Genomic DNA, 24,994 nt, shown 5'->3' on the forward strand with positions numbered 1-24,994 from the left:
AGCTTGTAGAATCCTATTTCTACAAGCTAAAAATCGATTTTTCTCAGCATAATCGTAAATACTGTTTTTTCATATGGCTTACTAAAAAGATGAATTTCTCCCCCTAAAGCTTCTACCAGTCGTTTTGTAATTGTGAGTCCAAGACCACTACCTTGATATAGTCGATTCCTTGAATCCTCTAACGTATACATACGCTCAAATACTTTATCAATATGTGATTCATTAATTCCTTTACCGCGATCCCATACATCAACATATACATATCGTTCATCATCGCTTAACGTAATACCAAGTATTTTTCCATCATATCCATACGTAAGGGCATTGGATATTAAATTATTTAACACACGACCTAATACTTCTGTATTCCCAAATGCATACATATTTTTCTCTGGTATATCAATATGTACCTCAAACCCTTTAGTCGTTATCAAATCATAAAACGTTAAAATTTTTTCTCGGCACACTTCATTCATATTCACCTTTGTTATTTCAATTGCTTTATCTCCAGATTCTAATCTCGCCAAATCAAAGAATTTATGAATAAGTTCCATTACTTCTAACGTTTTTACATGTACCTTTTCTAACAGTATGTGTTGTTCTTCTTTATTCATCGTTTTATCTTTATTTAACATTTCCGTATATCCAAGAATAACAGTGAGCGGCGTTTTCAAATCATGAGAAATGTTAGAAAGCATCTTTCTCATCGAAATTTCAACCTTCGCATGATTCGCATTCGTTTTTTGTTTCGCATCTAATAAATGATTAATTGCTACTAATAATTGTTGTAGTTCTTTATCATCCGTTACAACTAATAATTTCTCACCGGTTTGTTGTTTTATAATATTCTCTAATTTTTCATACGTATAACGTATATTCGCACTCTTGCTTTTCCCTATTCTATATTGAAAATAAATGACACCTAATAATATAAAAATAACAATCATGAGCAGAGAAAACATGCTACATCACTTCCAACTTATAGCCAATTCCCCATAATGTTTTAATATATTCTGGATTGGATGGATCTGTTTCAATTTTCTCACGTAATCTTCTCATATGAACGTTAATAACATTATCATCGCCATAGTATTCTTCATTCCAAATGAGATTATATATTTGCGCTTTTGTAAATACACGATTTTGATTCCTTGCGAACAATTTCAAAATTTCGAATTCTTTTAAAGTAAGTTTTAACTGTTTTTCTTTTTTATACACAGTGAAGTTAATCGGATCTATTTTCAAATCACCAATCTCAATCATTTCTTCTTTTTGCTCCGTAGCTGAATACTTTGTAAATCTTCGAATACTTGCCTTTGCTCTCGCTGCCAATTCAATCATAGAGAATGGTTTGCAAATGTAATCATCTGCACCAAGTCCTAGCCCCACCGCCTTATCGATATCTGTATCTTTTGCGGACATCATTAAAATCGGTACAGCGCTTTTTTCGCGAATAATTCTCACAACTTCTAAACCATCTAGCTTTGGCATCATAATATCAAGAATAATCAAGTCAAATGATCCATGAAAAAATTTCGCAACGCCTTCTTCTCCATCAGAAGCAAATGTAACTTGAAATCCTTCTTTTGATAAATATTTCTCGACCATTTCTTGAATCGAAATGTCATCTTCTATTAATAAAATATGACGTGACATGCTCCTATCCCCTTTTTACAAATATTAACAATTTCATTGTATCGTAACTGTTATAAAGTGGAAAGAATTATATGAATGTGCAAACCAACTTCCTTTCCTTCTGTAACAATGATATGATGAAATTTACAGCTCATGTTTGTAATGTACTTTATATAAAGGAGACTCACTATGTCAGAGAATAAAAAAGTAAGCTTGGCGGATTTAATGCGCGGGCAACTTGCGAAGAAAAAGCAAGAAAATAAAGGTGGAGAAAATCTGAAAAATAAAGACCTAGCAACAAAGAAGTTACAAAGTCAACAAACAAAAAAGCCAAATAATCAACGTAGACGTACAGGTGTATAAATGAACGGACAAAAACGAGCGAATATTTCACCTGATCTAGAAGTAGATATTGTTTTAAAGAAAAATCAACGGACTGGTACTCTCACTCGAGGGATTGTAAAAGATATTTTAACAAACGCACCATCTCATCCACACGGGATTAAAGTTCGATTGAAAGACGGACAAGTTGGCCGCGTGCAGCATATTGTGCAATAAAAAAGAAGCTCAATTGTAAATGAGCTTCTTTTTTATTATTATCCTTTAAACTTTTTAATAAAGACTACTTTTAAATAGTTACCTTCTTTAAATTGATCGATTGTACGGAAATCTTCTGGCAAGGAATGTTCTTCTAAAACTTTATACTTACCATTCATCTCTTTAAAAGCTGTATCGATAAAACCTTTAAATTTTTTCATATCAAATGTACTACAGTTTGTAGAAGCAACGATAATCCCGTTGTTTTCTGTAATGGCAATTGTTTCTTTTAATAAGTTTTTATAGTCTTTTGCTGCGCTAAATGTATATTTTTTCGAACGTGCAAAGCTTGGCGGATCTAGTACAACCATATCAAACTTCATCTGCTTCTTTGCTGCGTATTTAAAGTAATGGAATACGTCCTCAACGATAATATCTTGTGTTTCATAGTCAATGTCATTTACGCTAAATTGTTCAATTGTTTTACTTAAACTGCGATTTGCTAAATCGACACTTGTTGTTTTGATTGCTCCTCCAAGGGCCGCGAATACGGAGAAAGCACCTGTATAAGAGAACATATTTAAAACAGTTCTGCCCTTTGCATACGTATCACGAATTTGTTTTCGAACGTTACGCTGATCTAAAAATACGCCTACCATTGCACCATCGTTTAAATACACCGCAAAGTTTACACCGTTCTCTTTGACGAGAAGGGGGAATTCACCACGCTCTCCTACTACAAAGTCGTCTTCTTCAATATATTTTCCTTTTGTATCAAAGCGCTTCTTCTGATAGATTCCTTTGACATTTGCTACCTTTTGAAGAGCTCCAATGATTTCATTTTTAAAGGAATATATCCCTTCGCTATACCAGCTAATCACATAAAACCCAGCATAATAATCAATGATTACACCGCCAAGACCATCACCTTCACCATTTACAACACGGAATGCTGTCGTATCATTTGATTTATAAAAACCTTTTCTCTTATGCAACGCTGATTTTATTTTTCGTTCAAAGAAAGCTTGGTCAATGCGTTCTTTCTCTTTTCTCGTTAAAATCCAACCATACCCTTTATTTTGCTTACCGTAATATCCTTTTCCAAGAAATTGATTTTTCTCATCTAATATATTAAGAATCGTTCCTTCTTCCTGTATGTCATTTACATTTTGAATTGCCTCTTTTAGAATAAGTGGATAGCCACTTTTCAATTGTTTTGTAAATTTTGGTTTTATTTTCACAGCTACTTCAGATCTCATATAATGACTTCCTTTCTACTTAAATGCTTTCTAATGGATTAGGAAGCACGAAAAACGAGGCTGAAAAAAAGCCTCGTTTCACTATACCATATTATCACTTTGTAAGTACAACGAGCTCCTTTTTCAGAATACTCTCGTCGCTTACTCCTCTATCACAACTGCCCTCTTTTGAAACATAGACACAACATATCCGACAAACATACCAATGATTCCTGGAATTAGCCAGCCCATTCCAACGCTATAAAGTGGTATTTTTTCTAAAATAGGTGCAAGTGTTGCAATCTCAATATTCGCATTGTGCAAACCATCGAACAGACTAATTGCAAACGCTCCTATCATCCCTCCTACGTACATCGCTAATGGAATCCGAATATAATTTTCCACAAGAGATAAGATAATCAACACAATCCCAATTGGATACAATGTAATTAAAATTGGTAATGCTAATGCAATGAGCTGTGTTAACCCAAGATTTGCCACCATAAATGCTAATGCACAGAAAATAAAAACGACTGTTTGATAAGGAAATTTTGGTAATAGTTTTGAAAAGAACTCTCCGCACGCTGCAACGATTCCAACAGATGTTGTTAAACATGCTGCTGTGATTGCTACACCTAGTAATAAAGTTCCATATTCACCAAATAAATGATGAACAATATTCGTTAAAATAACACCACCGTTCTCCCCCATTCCAAGAGAAACACTAGACGCTCCTAAATAAGCAAGCGCTAAGTAAATAAGAAATAAGGCAAGCGCAGCAACAATCCCTGCAATAATTGTCACTCGTGCAATCCTTTTCTTATCTGTAACACCTTTTCCTTTTAACGTATTCACAACGACATTTCCAAAAACAAGCGCCGCTAATCCATCTAATGTTAAATATCCATCAATAAATCCTTTGAAAAGTGGGTCTTTATAAGTTTCAGTTGGTGCACGAAACTCTCCAATTGGAGAAATCAATGCTTTCACAACAATAATCACAATAATTGCTAATAAAATTGGTGTTAATACTTTTCCGATGCGTCCCACTAGTTTTGATGGATTCAATGCTAAATAAAATGTAACGGCAAAGAAAATAAATGTAAATATAACAAGTGGATACTGTGCACCAGCTACTTCAGTTGGCAAAAATGGAGCAACTGCCATTTCATAAGCAACTGTGCCTGTACGTGGTACACTTACAAATACACCTAAACATAAATAAATCGCAACAATGAAAACAAGTGCAAATAAAGGATGTACACGACCGGCCAGTTTATTAATATCTCCCTTTAAGGCGATTGCGATGACTCCTAATAACGGAAGTCCCACACCTGTAATGACAAACCCAAATAACGCAATCCATACATTTGTTCCAGCCCCTTGTCCTAATGCTGGTGGAAAAATCATATTTCCTGCACCAAAGAAAAGTGCAAATAACATTAAACTAATTGCAAATATTTCAGATACCTTTAAAGATGACTTCACTTTCATTTACCTCCCTAAATAAACAGAATATTCAGAAACAAAATTCATTACATCCCCTTTTCCATATCGTACTTTCTTTACAAAAGAACGCAAAAAACACCCGTCCCTAACAAAGGGACGAGTGTTGAAATCGTGGTTCCACCCTTATTCTAATAAAATGAATGTATAATAAAAAAATCCATTTTATAGCTCGTGTAAATTGATAACGGTTTTATCCGCCAAGAATTACAATGCACATGCAGTTCACTCTTGAAGTTTAGAGGTGGTAAGTTTATCTTTTCGTATTAGGAAGCTCACAGCCTAAGACCTCCCTCTCTGAGAATCGTAAAAAATAACTCATGTCCTCATCATTACTTTTACAAAATATATTGTCGAAACTTGTTGTTTTTTATTATATGGGGTATTTTAAAAAAAAGCAACAGTTTTATTGTTTCTGACAAAAAACATACGGAGCAAACAACTCTCCCTATAATGCTCCTCGTAACTCTTGTAACTCTTCATCGGTAAGATAGCGCCACTTTCCAACCTCAAGCTCACCTAATTTTATATTCATAATTCGAACGCGCTTTAGTTTTGTTACTGTATAACCAAAAGCACGGCTCATTCTCCGAATTTGTCGATTCATTCCTTGTGTTAAAACGATGCGAAATGTAGAGTCATCTACTCGCGTTACTTTACAAGGCTTTGTCATTCCATCTTTAATTTTCACACCGCAACTCATGCCATGAATAAACCCATCCGTAAACGACTTATCAACAGTTACGACATATTCTTTCTCATGTCCATGATCTCCATGTAAAATTTGATTGGCAATCTTCCCATCGTTTGTTAGTAAAATTAATCCTTCTGATGCTTTATCTAAACGGCCAACTGGAAAGATTCTTTCGGGATAGTTGATATAAGCAATAATATTCCCTTCGATATGTTTCGCAGCTGTGCAAGTGATGCCAACTGGTTTATGGAAAGCTATATATACTTTTTCTTTTTCTTCTTTTTCAATAACTTTCCCATCAACCGTGACAACATCATCGGGTTTTACAAGTACACCATGCGTACAAACTTTATCATTCATTGCAACGCGCCCAGCTTTAATAAGACGATCTGTTTCTCGCCTTGAACAAGAGAGGGCTTCACTTATAAATTGATTAATTTTCATTGTCTATTCCTTTTTCTTATAGATTGTCCAAAAAGAAAAAGCATCAATCTCAAAGCATAGTATGATGCCGAGATTGACACTTCTTTACTTTGCAAAAACCATTAAATAAATAACCCCAATCACCAAAAATATGCCGCAACATGCTAACAATACTTTTGCAAGTTTGTCCATAAACATAACGGTTTACCCCTTTATTTGGCTTTTTGCTATTTTAATTCGACAACTGTAACGCCAAGGCCTCCCTCGCCCATATCACCGTAGCGGAAACTTTTCACACCGCGATGGTTCTTCAAGTAGTCTTGTACACCTTGTCGAAGCGCTCCTGTTCCTTTACCGTGAATGATTGATACACGTGGATAGTTAGCGAGCTGTGCATCATCTAAGTACTTTTCAACACGCATCATCGCATTTTCAAAACGTTCACCGCGAAGATCCAGTTCTAAAGAAACATGGTAGTCCCGTCCTTTTACTGTTGCAACTGCTTTTTTCTCAAGCTGCTTTGGTGTATTAATATATTCCATATCAGATTCTTTTACTTTCATCTTCAGAATCCCAATTTGAACGTTCCACTCACTATCACTTACTTTTTTTAGAAGTTGACCTTTTTGGCCAAACGTTAATACTTTTACTTCATCGCCTGGTCTTAACTGTTGTTTTGGCGCTGTATTTTTCACTTTTACTTTTTGCTTTTTCACAAGCTCAGGCGCTGCCCCTTCTAGGCGACTTTTCGCTTCAATCAATTCATGATCTTTCACATTGGCAAGCTGCGCTTTACGCAATTGACGAAGTTCACGAATAATCGCTTCTGCTTCTTTCTTCGCAGCTTCGACCTTTTCTTCCCCTTCTTTTTGCGCTTTTAATAATCGTTCATCACGTTCTTCGTTAAATTCAATAATTTGACGTTGCAATTCGCGATGAAGCTTTTCAGACTGCTTACGAAGCTCTTCTGCTTCTTTCCAATCACGTTCTGCATTCTTTTGGCTTTCTTCTAATTTCGCAATCATATTTTCAATCTTATTTGTATCTGTACTAATATGATTGCGAGCACGATTAATTACGCGTTCAGATAATCCAAGGCGCTTCGAAATTTCAAAAGCATTACTACGTCCTGGTACACCAATTAATAATTTGTAAGTTGGACTCAATGTATTCACATCAAATTCCACACTTGCGTTAATCACTTGATTACGATTATATCCATATGCTTTCAATTCTGGATAGTGCGTTGTTGCAACAACGCGTGCACCGCGATTATGTACTTCATCTAAGATAGAAATGGCAAGAGCTGCCCCTTCTTGCGGGTCTGTTCCAGCACCTAATTCATCAAATAGCACTAAGCTTTCAAAGTCAGCTTTCTCTAAAATATCGACAATATTAACCATATGGGAAGAGAATGTACTTAAACTTTGTTCAATGGATTGCTCGTCACCGATATCAGCAAAAATATTTTTAAATACGCATATTTCCGATTCCTCTTGTACGGGAATATGAAGACCAGACTGTGCCATTAATACGCATATTCCAACCGTCTTTAACGTAACGGTTTTCCCCCCTGTGTTCGGACCTGTAATGACAATTGTTGTAAAGTCTTTACCAAGCACAATATCGTTTGGCACAATCACTTTTGGATCGATAAGCGGATGACGTGCTTGGCGTAACTCCATATAACGCTCATTATTGACAATCGGTTTTGTCGCTTTCATTCGTTTCGCATACAAAGCTTTCGCAAAGATAAAATCAAGATTCGCAATCACTTCGACATTTGCTAGTACGATATCAGCTTCTGCTGCTACTTCTTCCGTAAGCATCATTAAAATACGTTCTACTTCTTGTTTCTCTTTCACACGTGCTTCTTGCAGGGCGTTATTCAGTTCCACGATGACTTGCGGTTCAATAAATAACGTTTGTCCTGATGCAGATTGGTCATGAACAATGCCACCATATACGCCACGATATTCCTGCTTAACCGGAATTACATAGCGATCGTTACGAATCGTTACAATGGCATCTGATAACATCTTTTGCGCATTTGAAGAGCGCGTCATATTTTCGAGCTTCTCACGAATGCGACTTTCCGCTGTACGAATTTGATTGCGAATACCACGCAATTTATCGCTGGCGCTATCGAGTACTTCGCCGCCATCTCCAATACAGCCTGTAATTTTCTTTTCTAAATCATATAAAGAGACAATTTGCGCAACATGAGTTTCTAAAATCGGAAGCTGAGCGCCATTATCAACTATATCTTCAATGAATCGTTTCATTTGACGGCTGCCATACATCGTACTTGCGATATCCAGTAATTCATGCGGGCTCAGCATACTTCCTATTTTTGCACGCTTTACATTCGATCGAATGTCAAAAATCCCGCCGAGTGGTGCATGTCCTTTTAAACGGATCACTTTCGCCGCCTCATCAGTTGTATCTTGCATTTCCACAATTTCTTCAAAATCTGTGCTTGGCATAAGGCGCTTTACTTTATCTCGGCCAAGCGAAGAAGCTGTATGCTCAAGTAACTGTTCTTTTACTTTGTCATATTCTAATACACGCAACGTTCGTTCTAACATAAGTTGCCTGTCCCCCTTGTGTTACTTATTACGTTTAATAAAATCTAATAAACGTTCAATATCCCATGTGTTAATCACAGTATCTTTTTGAATCCAACCTTTGCGCGCTACCGCTACACCTGTTTCCATATCCTCTAACATCTCAAGTGTATGAGCATCTGTATTAATTGCGATTTTCACACCAGCATCTTGTGCCTGTTTTAATAATTTCGCACTTAAATCTAGACGGTTCGGATTTGCATTTAATTCTAAAACAGTATTTGTTTCTTTTGCGAGCTCAATTAATAAATCTGTATCTACATCATAGCCCTCACGGCGTCCAAGAAGACGTCCTGTTGGATGAGCAATCATTGTTACATGCTTATTTTCAATTGCGGTGCGCAAACGTTTCATAATTGTTTCACGATCTTGTGAGAAACTGGAATGAATCGCACCAATTACATAATCAAGCTCCGCTAATACCTCATCATCAAAATCTAATGTCGCATCTGGCAGTATGTCCATTTCAATCCCACGTAAAATTGTGATATCTGGGTATTTCGCATTGATGCGCTCAATTTCTTTTGCTTGTTCACGAAGTCGCTCTTTCGTTAAGCCATTCGCTACTTTCAAATATTGAGAGTGATCCGTAATTGCCATAAATTTATACCCACGCGCGCGGCATGCTTGTACCATCTCTTCAATGGAAAAAGCACCATCACTCCATGTTGTATGCATATGGAGATCACCTTGTATATCAGAGAACTGAATTAAGTTTGGATATTCCTTAATGAGTTCAATCTCTTTTCCATCCTCGCGCACTTCTGGCGGAATAAACGGAAGGTTGAAATGAGCAAAAAACTCTTCTTCTGTTTCGAATGTTTTCACTTCACCTGTCTCCAAATTTTCCACACCATACTCACTGATCTTTTCACCGTTATCTTTTGCAATCTGACGCATTCTTACGTTATGATCTTTTGAACCTGTAAAATGATGAAGCGTTGTAATAAATTCCTCAGGTTTCACAAGGCGAAAATCAATTGAAATATCATATTCATATTGCAGGCGAACAGATACTTTTGTATCACCGCTTGCAATCACTTCAATCATATTATCAAATTGCAGCAAATGTTCACGTACTGCTGCTGGTTCTGTCGTTGCAATAATGAAGTCTAAATCTTTCACAGTCTCCCGAACGCGGCGCAAACTACCCGCGCGCGAAAAACGAATGACTTCTGCAATGTTCGACAATTTTTCTTCTATTTCCCCGGCAATAGGAAGTACCATTGCAATCGGTAAACGTTCAGGACGAGAACCAGCTTGCGCAATTGCTTCTAATATTTTCTCTTCCGTCTTCTTCCCAAACCCAGCAAGCTCCTGTACTTTCTTTTCTTCACAAGCTTGCTTTAATGTTTCCATGTCAACAACGCCCAGTTCTTTGTAAAGTTTCGCCACTTTCTTACCACCGAGTCCTGGAAGTTTTAATAATGGCAATAAGCTACTAGGCACTTCTTTTTCAAGCTCCTGCAATACTTCGGACGTTCCAGCTTCCATATATTCTTGAATAACTGCTGCAGTTCCTTTTCCGATGCCTGGAATCTTTGTGAAATCTTCAATTTCAGAAAGGCTGCGATCATCACTTTCTAATGCTGCTGCCGCTTTACGAAATGCGGATATTTTAAATGGATTCTCGCCTTTTAATTCCATAAAAAGGGCGATTGTTTCTAATAATTTAATCACTTGTTTTTTATTTACTTTCATACGTTCCCCGCCTTTCCTTCATAGAAAAAAACTTCTCTTTCCGAAAAAGAGAAGTTATACTCTGCTACCTGTCTGCCATAGTTCCTTCACCTTTTCAGAAAGAATCGGTGTATCGTCTACAATTATTTTGCTAATTGATGATTTTTGTAATGGTGTTTGCACTTGTTCAATCGGAAGAATCGTGCCAATAATAATTAAAACAAACAAAATAATGTATACTTCTAAAAAACCAAGAATTGCTCCAGCAAATGCATTAATTTGCTTTAACACTGGTATTTCCGCAAACATATTTAACAAATTACCAAGTAAGGAAAGTGCAATCTTTGTAACAATGAACAGTATAATAAACGCAATTGCTTGATAAAATACTGCCTCAATATTGTTTGCATCAATCCATTCTGGAACGGATACATTTTTATCAAACGGATACGGAATCATTTTCGCCAACGCTGGCGCTAAATCTTTACAGTACCAGTATGCAACAAGGTATGCGATAATAAAGCTTGTTAACTTTACAAGTTGTAGAATAAATCCTCTTCTTAAACCGAGGAAAAATCCCATAACAAGCAATAAAATGATAATGATATCAATCATGTTATTCCATTCCTTTTTGTCTCATACTTTCTTTCAGTTTTTCATGTTCTTCTTTTAATTTTATGTAATCGTGTATGACGTTTACCGCCGTCAATACCGCTAGTCTACTCGTATCAAGCGAAGGATTCTTGGCATTGAGTTCGCGCATTTTATCATCCACAATCGCTGCTACCATGCGGATATGACTTGTACTTTCATCGCCAACAACTGAGTACTGTTGACCATAGATTTCTACATTAATTCGACTTTTCTTTCCCTTTTGTTGTGACAACTCACCGGCCTCCAATCACGTACAGAATCCTAAAGTTTATCATACCATGAACTTTCCCAATATGGAAACAGAAAGAATAATCCGATATGATAAAAATAACACTATTGAAAAAGGAGCGACCATTTTGTCAAATTCTATCGTATTACAAACAAGTTCTACAGTCATTGAAGAGATGAAAAACCAATACAAACAAGCAATCAGTCCAACAGTTCCGCAAGGCGGTATCTTTATCGCGAAAGTACCATCTTGTACAATTACTGCTTATAAATCAGGAAAAGTTATGTTTCAAGGTGGACGTGCTATGGAAGAAGCAGCACGCTGGAAAAATCTTGTCCAATTACCAGCATCTCCTGCAAAAAAAACAGTACACGCACATCGATTCGCTCCGCCCGCTTTAATTGGAACAATGTCGATTATTGGTTCTGATGAAGTAGGTACTGGAGATTATTTTGGACCAATGACAGTTGTTGCTGCATATGTAGATGCAAAACAAATTCCACTTTTAAAAGAACTTGGTGTAAAAGATTCTAAAAACTTAAATGATGCTCAAATTACTGCCATTGCAAAACAACTTCTTACCGTCATTCCTTATAGCTCTCTCGTGCTTCATAATGAAAAATATAACGAGCTATTTGATAAAGGAAACAACCAGGGCAAACTAAAAGCTTTACTGCATAATAAAGCGATTATCAACTTATTAGCGAAAATTGCACCGACAAAACCAGACGGTATCTTAATCGATCAATTCACACAACCTGATACATACTATAAATATTTAGCAAACCAAAAACAGGTACAGCGTGACAATGTTTATTTTGCTACCAAAGGCGAAAGTATACATTTAGCTGTTGCAGCGGCATCTATTCTAGCTCGTTATTCATTCGTAAAACAATTTGATGAACTCAGTAAAAAAGCAGGTATGCAACTTCCAAAAGGTGCAGGCAAACAAGTGGATATTGCTGCCGCTAAACTCATTCAAAAATTAGGAAAAGAGCGTCTTCCTGAATTTGTGAAGCTTCACTTTGCTAATACAGAAAAAGCGTTTCGTTTATTGAAAAAATAGCTATATTTTAGTATCGACAATATGTAAACGAACTAAACAAAGAGAAAAGAAGTCTTATTTCTTTTCTCTTTTATTTTTTGTTATAATTAGAATATACAGAAATACCCACAACTTTAAACTCATATATAAAGGGTGATTTCATTGCTATTTTTACAAATAATTTTAAACATTTTGATAGGAAATCCATACGAAAAACAATTAAAGATTCGTGAGAACATACGATTACTAAATGAACACCCCGAGTTCAATTCAATATTGGAACGATATGGAAGATCTGTTTTACTAAAATTCCGAGTGAGAAAACATATTAGTAAATATGATGCCCAAACATTGATTCATAACCCAATACAACTTAAAAAATTTTGCAATGAGCTTGAAGATATTATTAAAAAATAACATCTTGATAACAACTAAGGAAAGACAGCAACGATAAAAAACTATTCAGTTTAAATGGATATTTTGAATAAAAAGGAGCCATGTGAAATGACTCATACGAAAGTAAAAAAATCACTATACATACTCGTCCATTTTATCAGTCCTCTTACTTACTTTATTATTTCCCTTATCTGAGGCATCCTTTTCACTTCTAAACCTCTTACGGAAAATATAACAGATAGTCTATGCATTATGGCGATATATTGCTTGTTCGTTAGCTTATTATGGTTTTTCTATTTTGAACACTTAGACAAAGACATAGATAAAATGATAAAAGAAATAAAAATAAAAACATATAAAAGGAGTCATTCGAACGAATGACTCCTTTTATATGTTAACTTCGCTTCTGTTTCTTATTTGATGAAGGTACTTTATAAGCACCTGTTTCATGCGTCGTTGTTCCTTGCCCTTCTACTTCTGGAGAACCTAAAACTGCTCGTGAAGGATCTTTTTTCACCTTTTTACTCATTCCTATTCACCCCTTCACGTTACTTTTTGCTTTTCAATAAAAATCTATACGAAAAAGCGAGAGGGCCTTCCTCTCGCTTTTTTCATATTTTAAAACTCCGCAGAACCTGGCGTTCTTGGGAATGGAATTACGTCACGGATATTCCCCATACCAGTGATGTACATTAAGAAACGTTCAAAGCCTAGACCGAATCCAGCGTGTTTTGTACCGCCGTATTTTCTAAGTTCTAAGTACCACCAGTAGTCTTCTTCTTTCATGCCTAATTCTTTGATTCTGTCTACTAAAACATCCATTCTTTCTTCACGTTGACTTCCGCCGATTAATTCGCCGATGCCAGGAACAAGAAGATCAGTAGCAGCTACTGTTTTACCATCATCGTTCATACGCATGTAGAATGCTTTAATATCTTTTGGATAGTCTGTTACGAATACAGGACGTTTAAAGACTTGTTCTGATAAATATCTTTCATGCTCTGTTTGTAAATCAATGCCCCATTCTACTGGGTATTTGAAGTCAGCACCTGATTCTTGAAGTACCTTAATTGCTTCTGTGTATGTGATGCGACCAAAGTCAGAGTTAATGACATTGTTCATGCGCTCAAGAACTGTTTTATCAACAAATTTGTTGAAGAATTCCATTTCTTCTGGTGCATGCTCTAACACGTATTTCATTGCATATTTTAGCATATCTTCTGTAAGATCCATTACATCTTCCAGTTCAGCAAATGCAATTTCCGGCTCCACCATCCAGAACTCAGCTGCATGACGAGTTGTGTTTGAGTTTTCCGCACGGAATGTAGGTCCGAATGTATATACATCACGGAACGCTAATGCATAAGCTTCAGCAGGAAGTTGACCACTTACTGTTAAGTTTGTTTCTCTACCGAAGAAGTCTTTCGAATCGTCTACTTGTCCATCTTCTCCTTTTGGTAGGTTGTTCATGTCATGTGTTGTTACGCGGAACATTTCACCTGCACCTTCTGTATCGCTACCAGTAATAATTGGTGTATGAACATGGACAAAGCCGCGCTCCTGGAAGAACTTATGAATCGCGTAAGCTGCGATAGAACGCACACGGAACGTTGCAGAGAATGCATTTGTTCTTGGACGTAAGTGAGCGATTGTACGTAAGTATTCAAACGTATGGCGTTTCTTTTGAAGTGGGTAATCAGAATCTGATAAGCCTTCAATTTCGATTTTTTCTGCTTTAATTTCAAATGGTTGTTTTGCAGTAGGTGTTGCAATGAACTTCCCTTCTACTCTAATAGAGGAGCTAAGCGGTAATTTTGTAATTTCCTTAAAGTTATCTAATTCTGTATCAAAAACGATTTGTACACTTTTAAAGAAGCTACCATCATTTAATTCGATAAAGCCAAATACTTTTGAATCACGTAAGTTACGAATCCAACCAGATACTTGCACTTTTTGATCTACATATTTATCTGTTTCTCTGTACAGACTTTTTACTAATGTGTTTTCCATAGTGAATGTCTCCTTTACGAATATTTAAATACAAAAAAACCTTTCATCCATAAAGGGACGAAAGGTTAAACTTCGCGGTACCACCCAATTTGTCATAAAGACCAACTTTCATTCGTATGTAATCCATACTTTCCAATTTGTAACAGGTCGGACTCCCGTCTAAGTCTACTCTTGAACAGTAACATTCAATTTCGGTTAGCAACTCCAAGGTGTTCTTCATATATACCGCCTCACCAGGCTCTCACCGTCCCTGATTCGCTATGGATTATAGTATATACTACTTTTCCTTATCATCGTCTTTCATTTTGTTAAACTAAAATTAATGTACTACATTCGCGGGAAAGATGCAAGACGTCAGAAAATATATCAGCTATTTTTCTATTGTTGATTCGATATAGAAAAATAGCTGCCCAACATCATTCATATAAGGTAAAATTTTAATCAGCGGGGAGCTTCATCCCCATTGATGATGAGCTCTCACCAACCCGGCTGTTACTGCCCTAAAATAGCGAGATAAAAAAATTGCCGGATTGATTCCGGCAATTTTTTTATTATTTACGTAACTCCGCACCAAATCTCTCTTCTACCACTGCTAATACACGGTTATGTGCTTCTGTTACTTCTTCGTCTGTTAATGTGCGTTCTGGATCAAAGTAATTCATAGAGAATGCAAGTGATTTCTTACCTTCTTCCATTTTTTCACCTTCGTATAGATCAAACAACGTTACTTCTTTTAGAAGTTCTCCGCCCGCTTCTGCAATAACTTTCTTCATTTCACCAGCTTTTACATCTTTTGCTACAACAACAGCCATATCACGTGTCATAGATGGAAAACGTGGAATTGTTGAGTAATACGTTTCTTCTACCTCTGCACTAAATAGTTTTACAAGAGAGAGTTCGAATACAAATGTATCTTTTACATCTAATTGTTTTTGTGCTTCTGGATGCAATTGACCGATAAAACCAATTACTTCGCCATGTAATAAGATATCAGCTGTACGACCTGGATGCATACCTTCACGTTTGGCTGGTGTATATGTGATATGATTTGTAACGCCAAGTACGTCAAATAATCCTTCTAATACTCCTTTTACAACAAAGAAGTCAACCACTTTCTTTTCACCTTGCCATGCATGATGAAGAGCAAGACCTGTCATAACACCCGCAAGATGCTGTTCTTCTTTTGGAAGCTCTCCTTCTGCTGTCGGTAAAAAGATAGAACCTACTTCATATAAAGCAACGCTATCATTTTTACGAGCAAGGTTGTAAGAAACTGCTTCTAACAATTGTGGTACTAAACTTAAACGAAGCTGACTACGCTCTTCACTCATTGGAAGTGCCAAGTTCACAGGAGTTTTTTCATTTGGTTCAACGATATATTGTTTCGCTTGATCCGCACTTGTTAATGAGTACGTAATTGCTTCGTATAAGCCAGCCCCTTCTAGGAAGCGGCGCACTTTACGACGTTTTGTTTGTGCTTCTGTTAACTGCCCACGTGTCATTGTACCTTTTGGAAGTGTTACTGGAATATGATCGTATCCATACAGACGTCCCACTTCTTCCACTAAGTCTTCTGCAATTGTAATGTCAGGACGACGAGACGGTACATTTATATGGAATGCTCCTTCTACTTCTGTGAATGGAAACTTTAAGTTTGTGAAAATTGTCCCCATTTCACTTGCAGTAATGTCTGTACCTAATACACGGTTGACTTTTTCTACTGTAATTGATACTGTATGTTCTTTTACTTGTAGGTTATCAACTTCTACTACACCTTCTAACGCTTCACCACCAGCGTATTTCACCATTAGAGCAGCGGCATGTTGAATCGCTTCAAACGTGCGTGTTGGGTCAATTCCTTTTTCAAAACGTGCACTTGATTCACTGCGAAGACCTAAATCTTTTGATGCACGGCGCACTGTTTGACTTGTAAAGTATGCAGCTTCAATTAGAACGTTGACTGTACCATTGGTAACTTCAGAATTTGCCCCGCCCATTACACCTGCAATACCTACTGCTTCGTTTCCATTTGTAATCACAAGGTGATGTGCTTGTAATGTACGTTCTTGATCGTCTAATGTTTGAATCTTCTCGCCCTCTTTTGCAAGACGAACAACGATTTGTTTTGAACCTAATTTATCATAATCAAATGCATGTAATGGTTGACCATATTCCATTAAAATGTAGTTTGTAATATCAACTACATTGCTAATCGGACGAATGCCAGCTGCCATAAGACGTGTTTGCATCCACATTGGCGACGGACCAATCTTTACATTTTTCACCATTTTTGCAATGTATAATGGATTCTCTTCTTTTGCTTCTACACTCACAGCAATATAATCCGATGTTTTTTCTGCTGACTCTTGTAAATCAATAGCTGGAAGTTTTACTTCGCGACCGTAAATAGCAGCTACTTCATAAGCAACACCTAACATATTTAAGCAATCCGCACGGTTTGGTGTTAAACCAAGTTCAAGAACTTCATCGTGTAAGTTTAGAATTTCAAGTGCATCCGCCCCCACTTCAACGTCACTTGGGAAGATGAAAATACCATCTGCATAATCCTTTGCAACTAGTTTCGCATCAATGCCAAGCTCTTGTAGAGAACAAACCATACCATGAGACGCTTCACCACGTAATTTTGCTTTTTTAATTTTGAAGTTACCAGGAAGAACAGCGCCAACTTTCGCAACTGGTACTTTTAATCCTTTTGCAATGTTAGGAGCACCGCAAATAATTTGTACGGGCTCTTCTTCACCGATATCGATTAAACATTTACTCAATTTATCAGCTTCTGGGTGTTTTTCACATTCTAATACGTGACCGACTACAACACCTTTTACACCTTTATTTAGTACTTCAACGCCTTCTACTTCAATACCACTTTTCGTGATTTTGTCTGCTAACTCTTGTGCTGTTACATCTTTAATATCTACATACTCTTGTAACCAACGATATGATACGAACATACTTATCCTCTCCTTCCCTTACGCTCGTTTGAATTGTTGTAAGAAACGTACATCATTTGTATAGAAATGACGAATGTCATCTACGCCGTATTTCAACATTGCGATACGCTCTGCACCCATACCGAATGCAAAACCTTGATATTCTTTTGAATCATAACCAGCCATTTCAAGTACGTTCGGGTGAACCATACCTGCGCCTAAAATTTCAATCCAGCCAGTTCCTTTACAAGTGCCGCAACCTTTACCATGACACATCATACAAGAAATATCCATCTCTACAGATGGCTCTGTGAATGGGAAGAAACTTGGACGAAGACGAATTTCACGATCTTCACCGAACATCTTTTTCACGAATACTTGAAGTGTACCTTTCAAATCACTCATACGAATATTTTTATCAATTACAAGACCTTCAATTTGCATGAACTGATGTGAGTGTGTCGCATCATCATCATCACGGCGATATACTTTACCCGGACAAATAATTTTAATCGGACCTTTTTCTTTATTGTTTTCCATTGTACGTGCTTGCACAGAAGATGTATGTGTACGTAGTAACGTTTCTTCTGTAATATAGAATGTATCTTGCATATCACGTGCTGGGTGATCTTTCGGTAAGTTTAATGCTTCGAAATTGTAGTAGTCTTTTTCTACTTCTGTTCCTTCAGCTACTTCATAACCCATACCGATAAATACATCTTCAATTTGTTCAACAACAGCTGTTAACGGATGGTGACAACCTGTTTCAACAGGACGACCTGGCAGTGTAACATCAATTGTTTCAGAAGCTAGTTTCGCTTCCATTACTGCTTTTTCTAAGTTGCTCACTTTTTCTTCTAGACGAGTTTGAATTGCTTCACGCACTTCATTTACTAATGCTCCCATACGTGGACGCTCTTCTGGGGATAATTTCCCCATGCCGCGTAATACTTCTGTAATCGGGCCTTTTTTACCTAAATACGCTACGCGTACGTCGTTTAAACTCTTTAGCTCTTTTGCTTCTTCAATAAGCTTTAACGCTTTTTGCTTTAGCTCTTTTAAACGTGCTTCCATTTGGAACCCTCCTAATTTTAAAAATAAAAAAACCTCGCTCCCAAAAAGGGACGAGGTAAATTCGCGGTACCACCCTAAATTGACAGAACAAGTCTGTCCACTTCATTAGTTATAACGATCAATTCTGACCGGAACGCCTTTACATATACATGGTCCTGGCGTCAACTCCAGAGGTGAATTCACTTCCGTCTACCATAAGAATGCTTTCAGTCTAAGGCATTCTCTCCCTATATGGCGATTTTGAAAGTTACTCTTCTCTATCAATGTTTTTCATTCTATTCTTTTTATTATATGTTCAACTTATTATAAGAAGTTTTTTAACGATTCGCAACCGGGCTTTGTAAATAATACGTTAAAATTCCAGCAGCTACTGCTACATTTAGCGACTCGGCCCCGCCATAAATCGGAATATATAAGTTTTGATCACATTTTGCAAGAATATCTTGGTGCACACCATTTCCTTCATTTCCTACAATTAATGCGAAACTTCCTGTTGGTGTTATTTCGCCATATGGAACACCATTTTCTAGCGCTGTTCCGTATACAGGAACGTTATGTGTTTTTAACTTGTCTATCCATTCTTCTAAATTCCCTTTGACAACTGGCAAATGAAAAATAGAGCCTTGTGTAGAGCGGAGCACTTTACTATTATAAGCGTCTACACATCCTTCTCCAAGTACAACAGCATGAACACCTGCTGCATCAGCCGTGCGAATAATTGTCCCTAAATTGCCTGGATCTTGAAGACCATCGAGCAAAAGAAATTTCCCATTTGAAAGCTCTACTTCTTTTTCTTGTTTCTCGCAAACTGCAAATACACCTTGTGTTGTTTCTGTTTCCCTAAGCACCTTTACAATCGGTTCAGGGACAATATACATTTCGACATCAGAAACGATCCAATCTTTCGGAAGGTCCGTTTGATCTGAAACGATAAGTTCTGTAACAATGTCTGCTTTTAAAGCTTCTTCTACTAAATGGAATCCTTCTACAAAGAATAGTCCTTTCTTATCGCGTTCTTTTTTTGTTTGTAACTTTTTCCACTGCTTCACACGCGGATTTTTTACTGAATCAATATTTTTCATTCTATGCATTCCCTCTCTTCTTGTCTTCTCATTATAGCCTATTTTTCATACATATTTACATAAAAAAGAACAAAAACTAATGGCAGTTTCAATTCCGAAAATGAGGTGACTGAAATGAACTTTAATTTACGCGGGGCAGTATTAGCAAATATAGCTGGTAATACACAAGATCAATTACAAGAAACGATTGTTGACGCTATTCAAAGCGGCGAAGAAAAAATGTTACCGGGACTTGGTGTTTTATTTGAAGTAATTTGGAAAAATGCAGATGAAAATGAAAGGCACGATATGCTCGAAACACTAGAACAAGGATTAAAAAATAAGTAATATCACAAGCCTGTCTCCAAAAAAAATTTTTTTTGGAGACAGGTGTTTTTTACCTTGTATACAAAATCATCGTATATCGGCGATTTTTCAAATATATCGGCGATTCGACACAAGATATCGACCAGTCGACAAATTCCGTCATCTTATTACTACTAAAAATAATAAAAGCCCGTCTCTTTCCTCTAAATCTTTCTACTTTACTAATACTGCTTAATGGAGTACAATGTTCAAAATATATTTTAATCGGTTAAAAAAGGAGTAAATGTTTTATGCGCCACGTTACACTTGAACAAATTTTCGAACATCATATTACACAAAAGTACGTAAGCCGTTCTGGAATGGTTCATGCGATTGCCGTCGCTTATCATGCGTTTCACTTAGCGAAAAAGCATCACGCCTCAGTCGATGCGGCAACAAAGGCTGGCTTTCTTCATGACATCGGACATCATACATGGTATAGCGATGGAAAATGGGACTATGAATTATATAAAAAGAATGATATCCATGCAATTAAAGGAGCGGAAAGAGCTCATAAATTGTTGATTCGATTAGGAGAACACCCTAGACTTGCAAAAGAAATTTCCATTGCGATTCTTCTGCATACAGACTCTTTCCTAGTAAAGCAAGAGATTGAAAGAACACCTCTTCAACAGGTTATTAAATGGGCGGATGAAGCAGATGAAGAGCCGGGTGGAGCACATCATTACCGAACAATTTCTTATGAAAAAGCATTGAAAGCTATTCAACAATTAGATCAAATGGTAGAGCGTGAATTACAAACACAACAAACGAAATCCAATAAAAAAATAGCGCAAATTTGTCAATAAATAAGAGGTATCACTGCATAGCGATACCTCTTTTATTATTTTCCTGTTTTATCTTTTTTGGAACAGGACTACTAAGCGGCTTATTTATATTACTCCCACTGGCGATTTATACTGAAGGCATTTCAAATAAAAAGACAATTACTCTATATGAATCTCTTGGAAATGCTACAAGCATTTTTATCATAAAAATAAATTTATTTTTAATCATATCTAAAATAACCCTAACATTGTAAAATATAACTTATTAACTAGAAGGAGATTTTATATGGATATTTTGGCTTTTGTATGGATTTTCTTTATGCCTATCCTCGTAATGTCAGGCGTGATTGGTGGAATGTTTTTAATAATAGCAGGCGTGAATTATCGGAAGTTACTCGTGGTCTTAATGGGATTGCTCTCTTTTTCCTTTGTGGTACTCCCTTTTGTTTTCTGGGGCATGGGGATTGATAGTGATAAATTTCTTCGTATTCCAACCGTTCTATATTGGATTCTATTCTCTTTAACTGGTTTGTTAGCAGGAGTCAATGGCATACAATTAAAAGTGAAAAGTATACGCAATATGGGATTCATTATTTTTTCTACAGGAATGTTAGGTGCTATTTTCTATTATTTGATGTCCCTACCTAATTCATTCTCTATATAACAGAATCGTTTACAGTTATTGCTCATCAACTTCTCGTTACAGATTAACTATAAAAAAGCAGGGACATTAATTCCCTGCTTTTCGATTTGGCTTATTACCTGATTTCAAGAAGAATGATAATACCCAGGCAATACCCGCTAATATGGTTGCAATTAAGAACGCATCATTAATACCGTTAATTGCAGATAGCTTTGAAATTTGTCCGTATAATAGTTGCGTACTCATCACATCTCCAGCTTGTGCGGAACCAGCTAAAGCTGCTAAGCTTTGTCCCATTCCGTGTACTTTATCAACTAAAATCGGATTTGTCGTTGTTAACATATTTCCGTAATCTGCTACGTGATAGTTTGTTTGCTGCGTCATAATTGTAATTAAAATCGCTGTACCAATTGAACCGGCGACTTGTCTTGACGTATTTTGTGTTGCTGTACCATGCGAAATCAATTTCATCGGCAACGCATTCATACCAGCTGTCATAATTGGCATCATAATAAACGACATTCCGATTGAACGTATGATGTAGTCTCTCATGATTACACTATATGGTGTCTCCATTGTTAATTTCGTAAATTCATATGTTGCATATGTTGTAATTGCTAACCCAATGATTGCTAAGGGACGAATGCCATACTTATCAAATAGTTTCCCTGCAATCGGTCCCATAATCCCCATAATTAATGATCCTGGAAGAAGCAGTAGACCGGATTCAATTGGCGTAAAACCACGAATATTTTGCAGATAGACAGGAAGTAATAACATACCTCCAAATAGCGCCATTGTTACAATTGCGTTAATTAACAATGTGAAAGTAAATGTTGGATACTTAAATACATGTAAATCCAACATTTTATTATCCGTCGTCATTTCTCTCCAAATAAACAATGCAAGACCAATTGTACCGATGATCAGAGAAACAACAACTTCTGTACTGCTCCAACTATTATTGCCGGCTTCACTAAATCCATATAATAAGCTACCAAGTCCAATACTTGAGCTAATTACACCAAATAAATCCAATTTCGCTTTCGATACTGGCTGTGCTAGTGTAAAGAATTTTAATGATAATAAAGTAATGATTAGGCCAATCACAAACATCACATAGAACATTAAGTTCCAGCTGTAATTTTCAATGACCCAACCTGTTACAGTCGGTCCAATAGCTGGTGCTAAAATCATCGCTACCCCTAATAATCCCATCGCAGCTCCTCGCTTATGGGGAGGGAACAGTGTCATAAAAATATTCATACCAATTGGCATTAAAACACCTGCACCAACTGCTTGAATTACACGGCCTATCATCATCATCGTAAAGTTTCCAGATATAGCACAAATAATAGAACCTACTGTAAAAAATACCATTGCTGCTATAAATAAATTACGATACGTAAAGCGCGATACTAAAAAGGCACTGATTGGGACTAAAATCCCGTTTACAAGCATAAATCCTGTAATTAACCATTGCGCTGTTGAAGTTGAGACATTAAATTCATTCATTAATGGTGGCAAAGCAACATTAATAATCGTTTGGTTTAAAATCGAAACAAACATGCCAAGAATCAATACTGTCACAACTGCTTTTACATTTACATTTTCTATTGGCAAATGCTTTTTGGGTACTTCTTTCTTAGCTGCTTCTAATTCTACAAGATTGGAAGCTTTTTGTTCCGGTTGCTTCGTTTCTATTTTACTTACGGCTGGGACCTTCTCTTCTCCCGCGTTTGTTTTTTTCTTTCTAAAAAGACGATTTACCAGGAAGAAGACGATAATACAAAATATAGCATATCCTACTATTAAAGATGAGGACATTTTATCTCCCCCCCTTATTTATGAATACGAACTGTCACATTCATTCCAGGAACAATATTTACTGACTTACTGTGGTCTAAAGAAATTTTAACCGGTACTACTTGTGTCACTTTTGTATAATTTGCTGTTGAATTGCTTGATGGTAACATCGAGAACGTATTTGCTGTTGTTAAACCAATTTGTTCTACTTTTCCTGTTAATGTTGTATCAGGATACGCATCAACATATACATCTACTTCTTGTCCTTTTTGTACATCATCAATATCTGTTTCTTCAATGTTTGCTGTTACCCATAGATCATTCATATCAAATGCGTATGCAATTGGGCTACCTGCCCCAACAAAAGCATTTGTTGTTGCATTAGATTGTACAACTGTTGCACCTTGTGGAATTGTCACATCCATTGTTTGTTCACCATTTGAACCTGATGTCGTAACGGCACCTAGTTTATCATTTTCATTGTAGCTTTTACCTACTTCTGCTTGCCATTCTGTTAATTTCCCTGCTACTGGTGATGCAATTGGAATTACTTTCCCATCAATTTTCGCATTCTCTGTCTTTAAATAGTTTTCGGATTGGTTGTAGTAGTAGTAACCACCGATACCGCCGCCAACTAATACGATTAATGTGATGATGTTGATCATCACCATTCTTCGAAATTGATTCATTGCTTTTCTCTCCTTATATCGAATATAATTTTTCTCTAAACGATTTCTATCCTTTTGTTTATATTGTTTAATTATTAATTATATTAACAATTAAACAAAAAAAGCACACCTTTTGCATGATAAAGTAAGCTTTTCTATCCATCATACGAGTGGTGCTGTTTTCTAAAGGAATATCGTTTATAATTATAAATAATTATTTCAAATCTACAACCGACAAATTAAGCATATATGTTGTTTACCCAACATTTAATTATGTATATGTTGATTAAATAAATAAAACTCAACAAGGAGAAACAAAAATGTCTATTAAAAATACAAATGATCCACGTGTAAAACGAACGAAACAGCTCATACAGGATGCTTTTATTACTTTAGTAGGCGAAAAAGGTTTTGAAAATGTAACCGTGCAGCACATTGCGGAACGCGCTCCTGTTAATCGTGCTACTTTTTATAGTCATTATCATGATAAATACGACCTGCTTGAAAAAACGATTACTGAAATGTTAGAAACACTAACTGAAGCAATTAAACCAAAAAAGCGAAATAAAGAAGATTTTCAGCTCACATTTGATTCACCACACCCAAGCTTTTTAGCTCTATTTGAACATATCGCAAAAAACGAAAAGTTTTATCGCGTTATGCTCGGTGATCAAGCAGCTGGCAATTATGCATATAAAATGATGAAAACCATTCAAACTCATTTAACTTTAAGTTTATCCATCGCACAGCCAAATGATGAAAAACTTATCGTTCCACGTGATATTCTTATTAGCTATATCACTGGCGCTCACCTTGGCATCATTATGTCTTGGCTCAAAAAGGGAATGATTTACACACCTCACTTTATGGCACTTCAATTAACGCGTTTAATCATTTTAGGAGTACATACTGCAGCTGGATTAGAGCGCCCTTTTTAAATAACAAAAAGCGAAGAGACATCTC

The 24,994-nt window shown here is 36.4% G+C and carries 23 protein-coding genes, 1 pseudogene and 3 other annotated features; of the genes and pseudogenes, 8 read left to right on the forward strand and 16 right to left on the reverse strand.

Features of this window, described 5'->3' with window-relative positions; all coding sequences use genetic code 11:
* Positions 1-26: 26 nt before the first annotated feature.
* On the reverse strand, positions 27-962 hold the full coding sequence (locus MR056_RS07950; RefSeq protein ID WP_012095690.1) for a HAMP domain-containing histidine kinase: 936 nt from the start codon (positions 960-962) through the stop codon (positions 27-29).
* A gap of 1 nt (position 963) precedes the next feature.
* A complete protein-coding gene (locus MR056_RS07955) occupies positions 964-1,656 on the reverse strand; it encodes a response regulator transcription factor (RefSeq protein WP_012095691.1) in 693 nt (230 codons plus the stop codon).
* Between the two features lie 168 nt (positions 1,657-1,824).
* Between MR056_RS07955 and MR056_RS07960 the strand changes: the two genes are divergently transcribed.
* Both MR056_RS07960 and MR056_RS07965 read left to right on the forward strand, forming a co-directional pair.
* Entirely contained in the window at positions 1,825-1,998 is a 174-nt protein-coding gene (locus tag MR056_RS07960; RefSeq protein ID WP_012095692.1) for a hypothetical protein, read from the forward strand.
* Complete coding sequence (locus tag MR056_RS07965) at positions 1,999-2,193, forward strand: YwbE family protein (protein WP_012095693.1); 195 nt, start codon at positions 1,999-2,001, stop codon at positions 2,191-2,193.
* A 38-nt stretch (positions 2,194-2,231) separates the two neighbouring features.
* On the opposite strand, the gene MR056_RS07970 is transcribed toward MR056_RS07965, so the two are convergent.
* The 7 genes from MR056_RS07970 to zapA all read right to left on the reverse strand — a co-directional run bounded on the left by MR056_RS07970 (position 2,232) and on the right by zapA (position 11,226).
* The gene (locus MR056_RS07970) at positions 2,232-3,431 is read right to left on the reverse strand and encodes a class I SAM-dependent rRNA methyltransferase (RefSeq protein ID WP_012095694.1); all 1,200 of its coding nucleotides are present in this window, start codon (positions 3,429-3,431) and stop codon (positions 2,232-2,234) included.
* A 141-nt stretch (positions 3,432-3,572) separates the two neighbouring features.
* The gene (gene brnQ6, locus MR056_RS07975; protein ID WP_041810571.1) at positions 3,573-4,898 is read right to left on the reverse strand and encodes a branched-chain amino acid transport system II carrier protein BrnQ6; all 1,326 of its coding nucleotides are present in this window, start codon (positions 4,896-4,898) and stop codon (positions 3,573-3,575) included.
* Between the two features lie 110 nt (positions 4,899-5,008).
* Positions 5,009-5,258 (reverse strand) — a binding site (T-box leader).
* 106 nt (positions 5,259-5,364) lie between these two features.
* Complete coding sequence (locus tag MR056_RS07980) at positions 5,365-6,054, reverse strand: 23S rRNA pseudouridine(2604) synthase RluF (RefSeq protein WP_012095696.1); 690 nt, start codon at positions 6,052-6,054, stop codon at positions 5,365-5,367.
* A 206-nt stretch (positions 6,055-6,260) separates the two neighbouring features.
* Entirely contained in the window at positions 6,261-8,621 is a 2,361-nt protein-coding gene (locus MR056_RS07985; RefSeq protein WP_012095698.1) for an endonuclease MutS2, read from the reverse strand.
* Positions 8,622-8,642: 21 nt separating this feature from the next.
* Positions 8,643-10,361, reverse strand: coding sequence for a DNA polymerase/3'-5' exonuclease PolX (gene polX, locus MR056_RS07990; protein WP_012095699.1), 1,719 nt, complete (start codon positions 10,359-10,361; stop codon positions 8,643-8,645).
* 54 nt (positions 10,362-10,415) lie between these two features.
* Complete coding sequence (locus MR056_RS07995; protein WP_012095700.1) at positions 10,416-10,955, reverse strand: CvpA family protein; 540 nt, start codon at positions 10,953-10,955, stop codon at positions 10,416-10,418.
* Between the two features lies 1 nt (position 10,956).
* Complete coding sequence (gene zapA, locus MR056_RS08000; RefSeq protein WP_041810059.1) at positions 10,957-11,226, reverse strand: cell division protein ZapA; 270 nt, start codon at positions 11,224-11,226, stop codon at positions 10,957-10,959.
* A gap of 124 nt (positions 11,227-11,350) precedes the next feature.
* Between zapA and rnhC the strand changes: the two genes are divergently transcribed.
* On the forward strand, positions 11,351-12,289 hold the full coding sequence (gene rnhC / locus MR056_RS08005) for a ribonuclease HIII (RefSeq protein WP_041810062.1): 939 nt from the start codon (positions 11,351-11,353) through the stop codon (positions 12,287-12,289).
* A gap of 483 nt (positions 12,290-12,772) precedes the next feature.
* A pseudogene (locus tag MR056_RS08015) lies at positions 12,773-13,045 on the forward strand (hypothetical protein).
* Between the two features lie 13 nt (positions 13,046-13,058).
* On the opposite strand, the gene MR056_RS08020 reads toward MR056_RS08015, so the two are convergent.
* The 5 genes from MR056_RS08020 to MR056_RS08040 all read right to left on the reverse strand — a co-directional run bounded on the left by MR056_RS08020 (position 13,059) and on the right by MR056_RS08040 (position 19,781).
* Positions 13,059-13,193 (reverse strand): YuzL family protein, encoded by a 135-nt coding sequence (locus MR056_RS08020; RefSeq protein ID WP_012095704.1) that lies wholly within the window; start codon positions 13,191-13,193, stop codon positions 13,059-13,061.
* Positions 13,194-13,282: 89 nt separating this feature from the next.
* Positions 13,283-14,674, reverse strand: coding sequence for an asparagine--tRNA ligase (gene asnS, locus MR056_RS08025; RefSeq protein ID WP_012095705.1), 1,392 nt, complete (start codon positions 14,672-14,674; stop codon positions 13,283-13,285).
* 50 nt (positions 14,675-14,724) lie between these two features.
* Positions 14,725-14,977 (reverse strand) — a binding site (T-box leader).
* Positions 14,978-15,225: 248 nt separating this feature from the next.
* Positions 15,226-17,646, reverse strand: coding sequence for a phenylalanine--tRNA ligase subunit beta (gene pheT / locus MR056_RS08030; protein ID WP_012095706.1), 2,421 nt, complete (start codon positions 17,644-17,646; stop codon positions 15,226-15,228).
* An 18-nt stretch (positions 17,647-17,664) separates the two neighbouring features.
* The gene (gene pheS / locus MR056_RS08035; RefSeq protein WP_012095707.1) at positions 17,665-18,699 is read right to left on the reverse strand and encodes a phenylalanine--tRNA ligase subunit alpha; all 1,035 of its coding nucleotides are present in this window, start codon (positions 18,697-18,699) and stop codon (positions 17,665-17,667) included.
* Between the two features lie 43 nt (positions 18,700-18,742).
* Positions 18,743-18,972: a binding site (T-box leader), on the reverse strand.
* Between the two features lie 44 nt (positions 18,973-19,016).
* Positions 19,017-19,781, reverse strand: coding sequence for a TrmH family RNA methyltransferase (locus tag MR056_RS08040; protein WP_012095708.1), 765 nt, complete (start codon positions 19,779-19,781; stop codon positions 19,017-19,019).
* Between the two features lie 114 nt (positions 19,782-19,895).
* Between MR056_RS08040 and sspI the strand changes: the two genes are divergently transcribed.
* The 3 genes from sspI to MR056_RS08055 all read left to right on the forward strand — a co-directional run bounded on the left by sspI (position 19,896) and on the right by MR056_RS08055 (position 21,578).
* Positions 19,896-20,108, forward strand: coding sequence for a small acid-soluble spore protein SspI (gene sspI / locus MR056_RS08045; protein ID WP_012095709.1), 213 nt, complete (start codon positions 19,896-19,898; stop codon positions 20,106-20,108).
* A gap of 269 nt (positions 20,109-20,377) precedes the next feature.
* A complete protein-coding gene (locus MR056_RS08050; protein ID WP_012095710.1) occupies positions 20,378-20,935 on the forward strand; it encodes an HD domain-containing protein in 558 nt (185 codons plus the stop codon).
* Positions 20,936-21,200: 265 nt separating this feature from the next.
* Entirely contained in the window at positions 21,201-21,578 is a 378-nt protein-coding gene (locus MR056_RS08055; RefSeq protein WP_012095711.1) for a hypothetical protein, read from the forward strand.
* A 66-nt stretch (positions 21,579-21,644) separates the two neighbouring features.
* Here MR056_RS08055 and MR056_RS08060 read toward each other — a convergent pair whose 3' ends face one another.
* Positions 21,645-23,384, reverse strand: a complete 1,740-nt coding sequence (locus MR056_RS08060; protein WP_012095712.1) for a DHA2 family efflux MFS transporter permease subunit — start codon at positions 23,382-23,384, stop codon at positions 21,645-21,647.
* A 14-nt stretch (positions 23,385-23,398) separates the two neighbouring features.
* Positions 23,399-24,052 carry an HlyD family secretion protein gene (locus tag MR056_RS08065; protein WP_012095713.1) on the reverse strand — a complete coding sequence of 218 codons (654 nt, stop codon included), beginning with the start codon at positions 24,050-24,052 and terminating at the stop codon, positions 23,399-23,401.
* A gap of 299 nt (positions 24,053-24,351) precedes the next feature.
* Here MR056_RS08065 and MR056_RS08070 point away from each other — a divergent pair, with 299 nt between their 5' ends.
* Complete coding sequence (locus MR056_RS08070; protein ID WP_012095714.1) at positions 24,352-24,969, forward strand: TetR/AcrR family transcriptional regulator; 618 nt, start codon at positions 24,352-24,354, stop codon at positions 24,967-24,969.
* Positions 24,970-24,994 lie beyond the last annotated feature (25 nt).

It is taken from the genome of Bacillus cereus group sp. BfR-BA-01360 (genome assembly GCF_022663595.1).
Taxonomy (GTDB): Bacteria; Bacillota; Bacilli; order Bacillales; family Bacillaceae_G; genus Bacillus_A; species Bacillus_A cytotoxicus.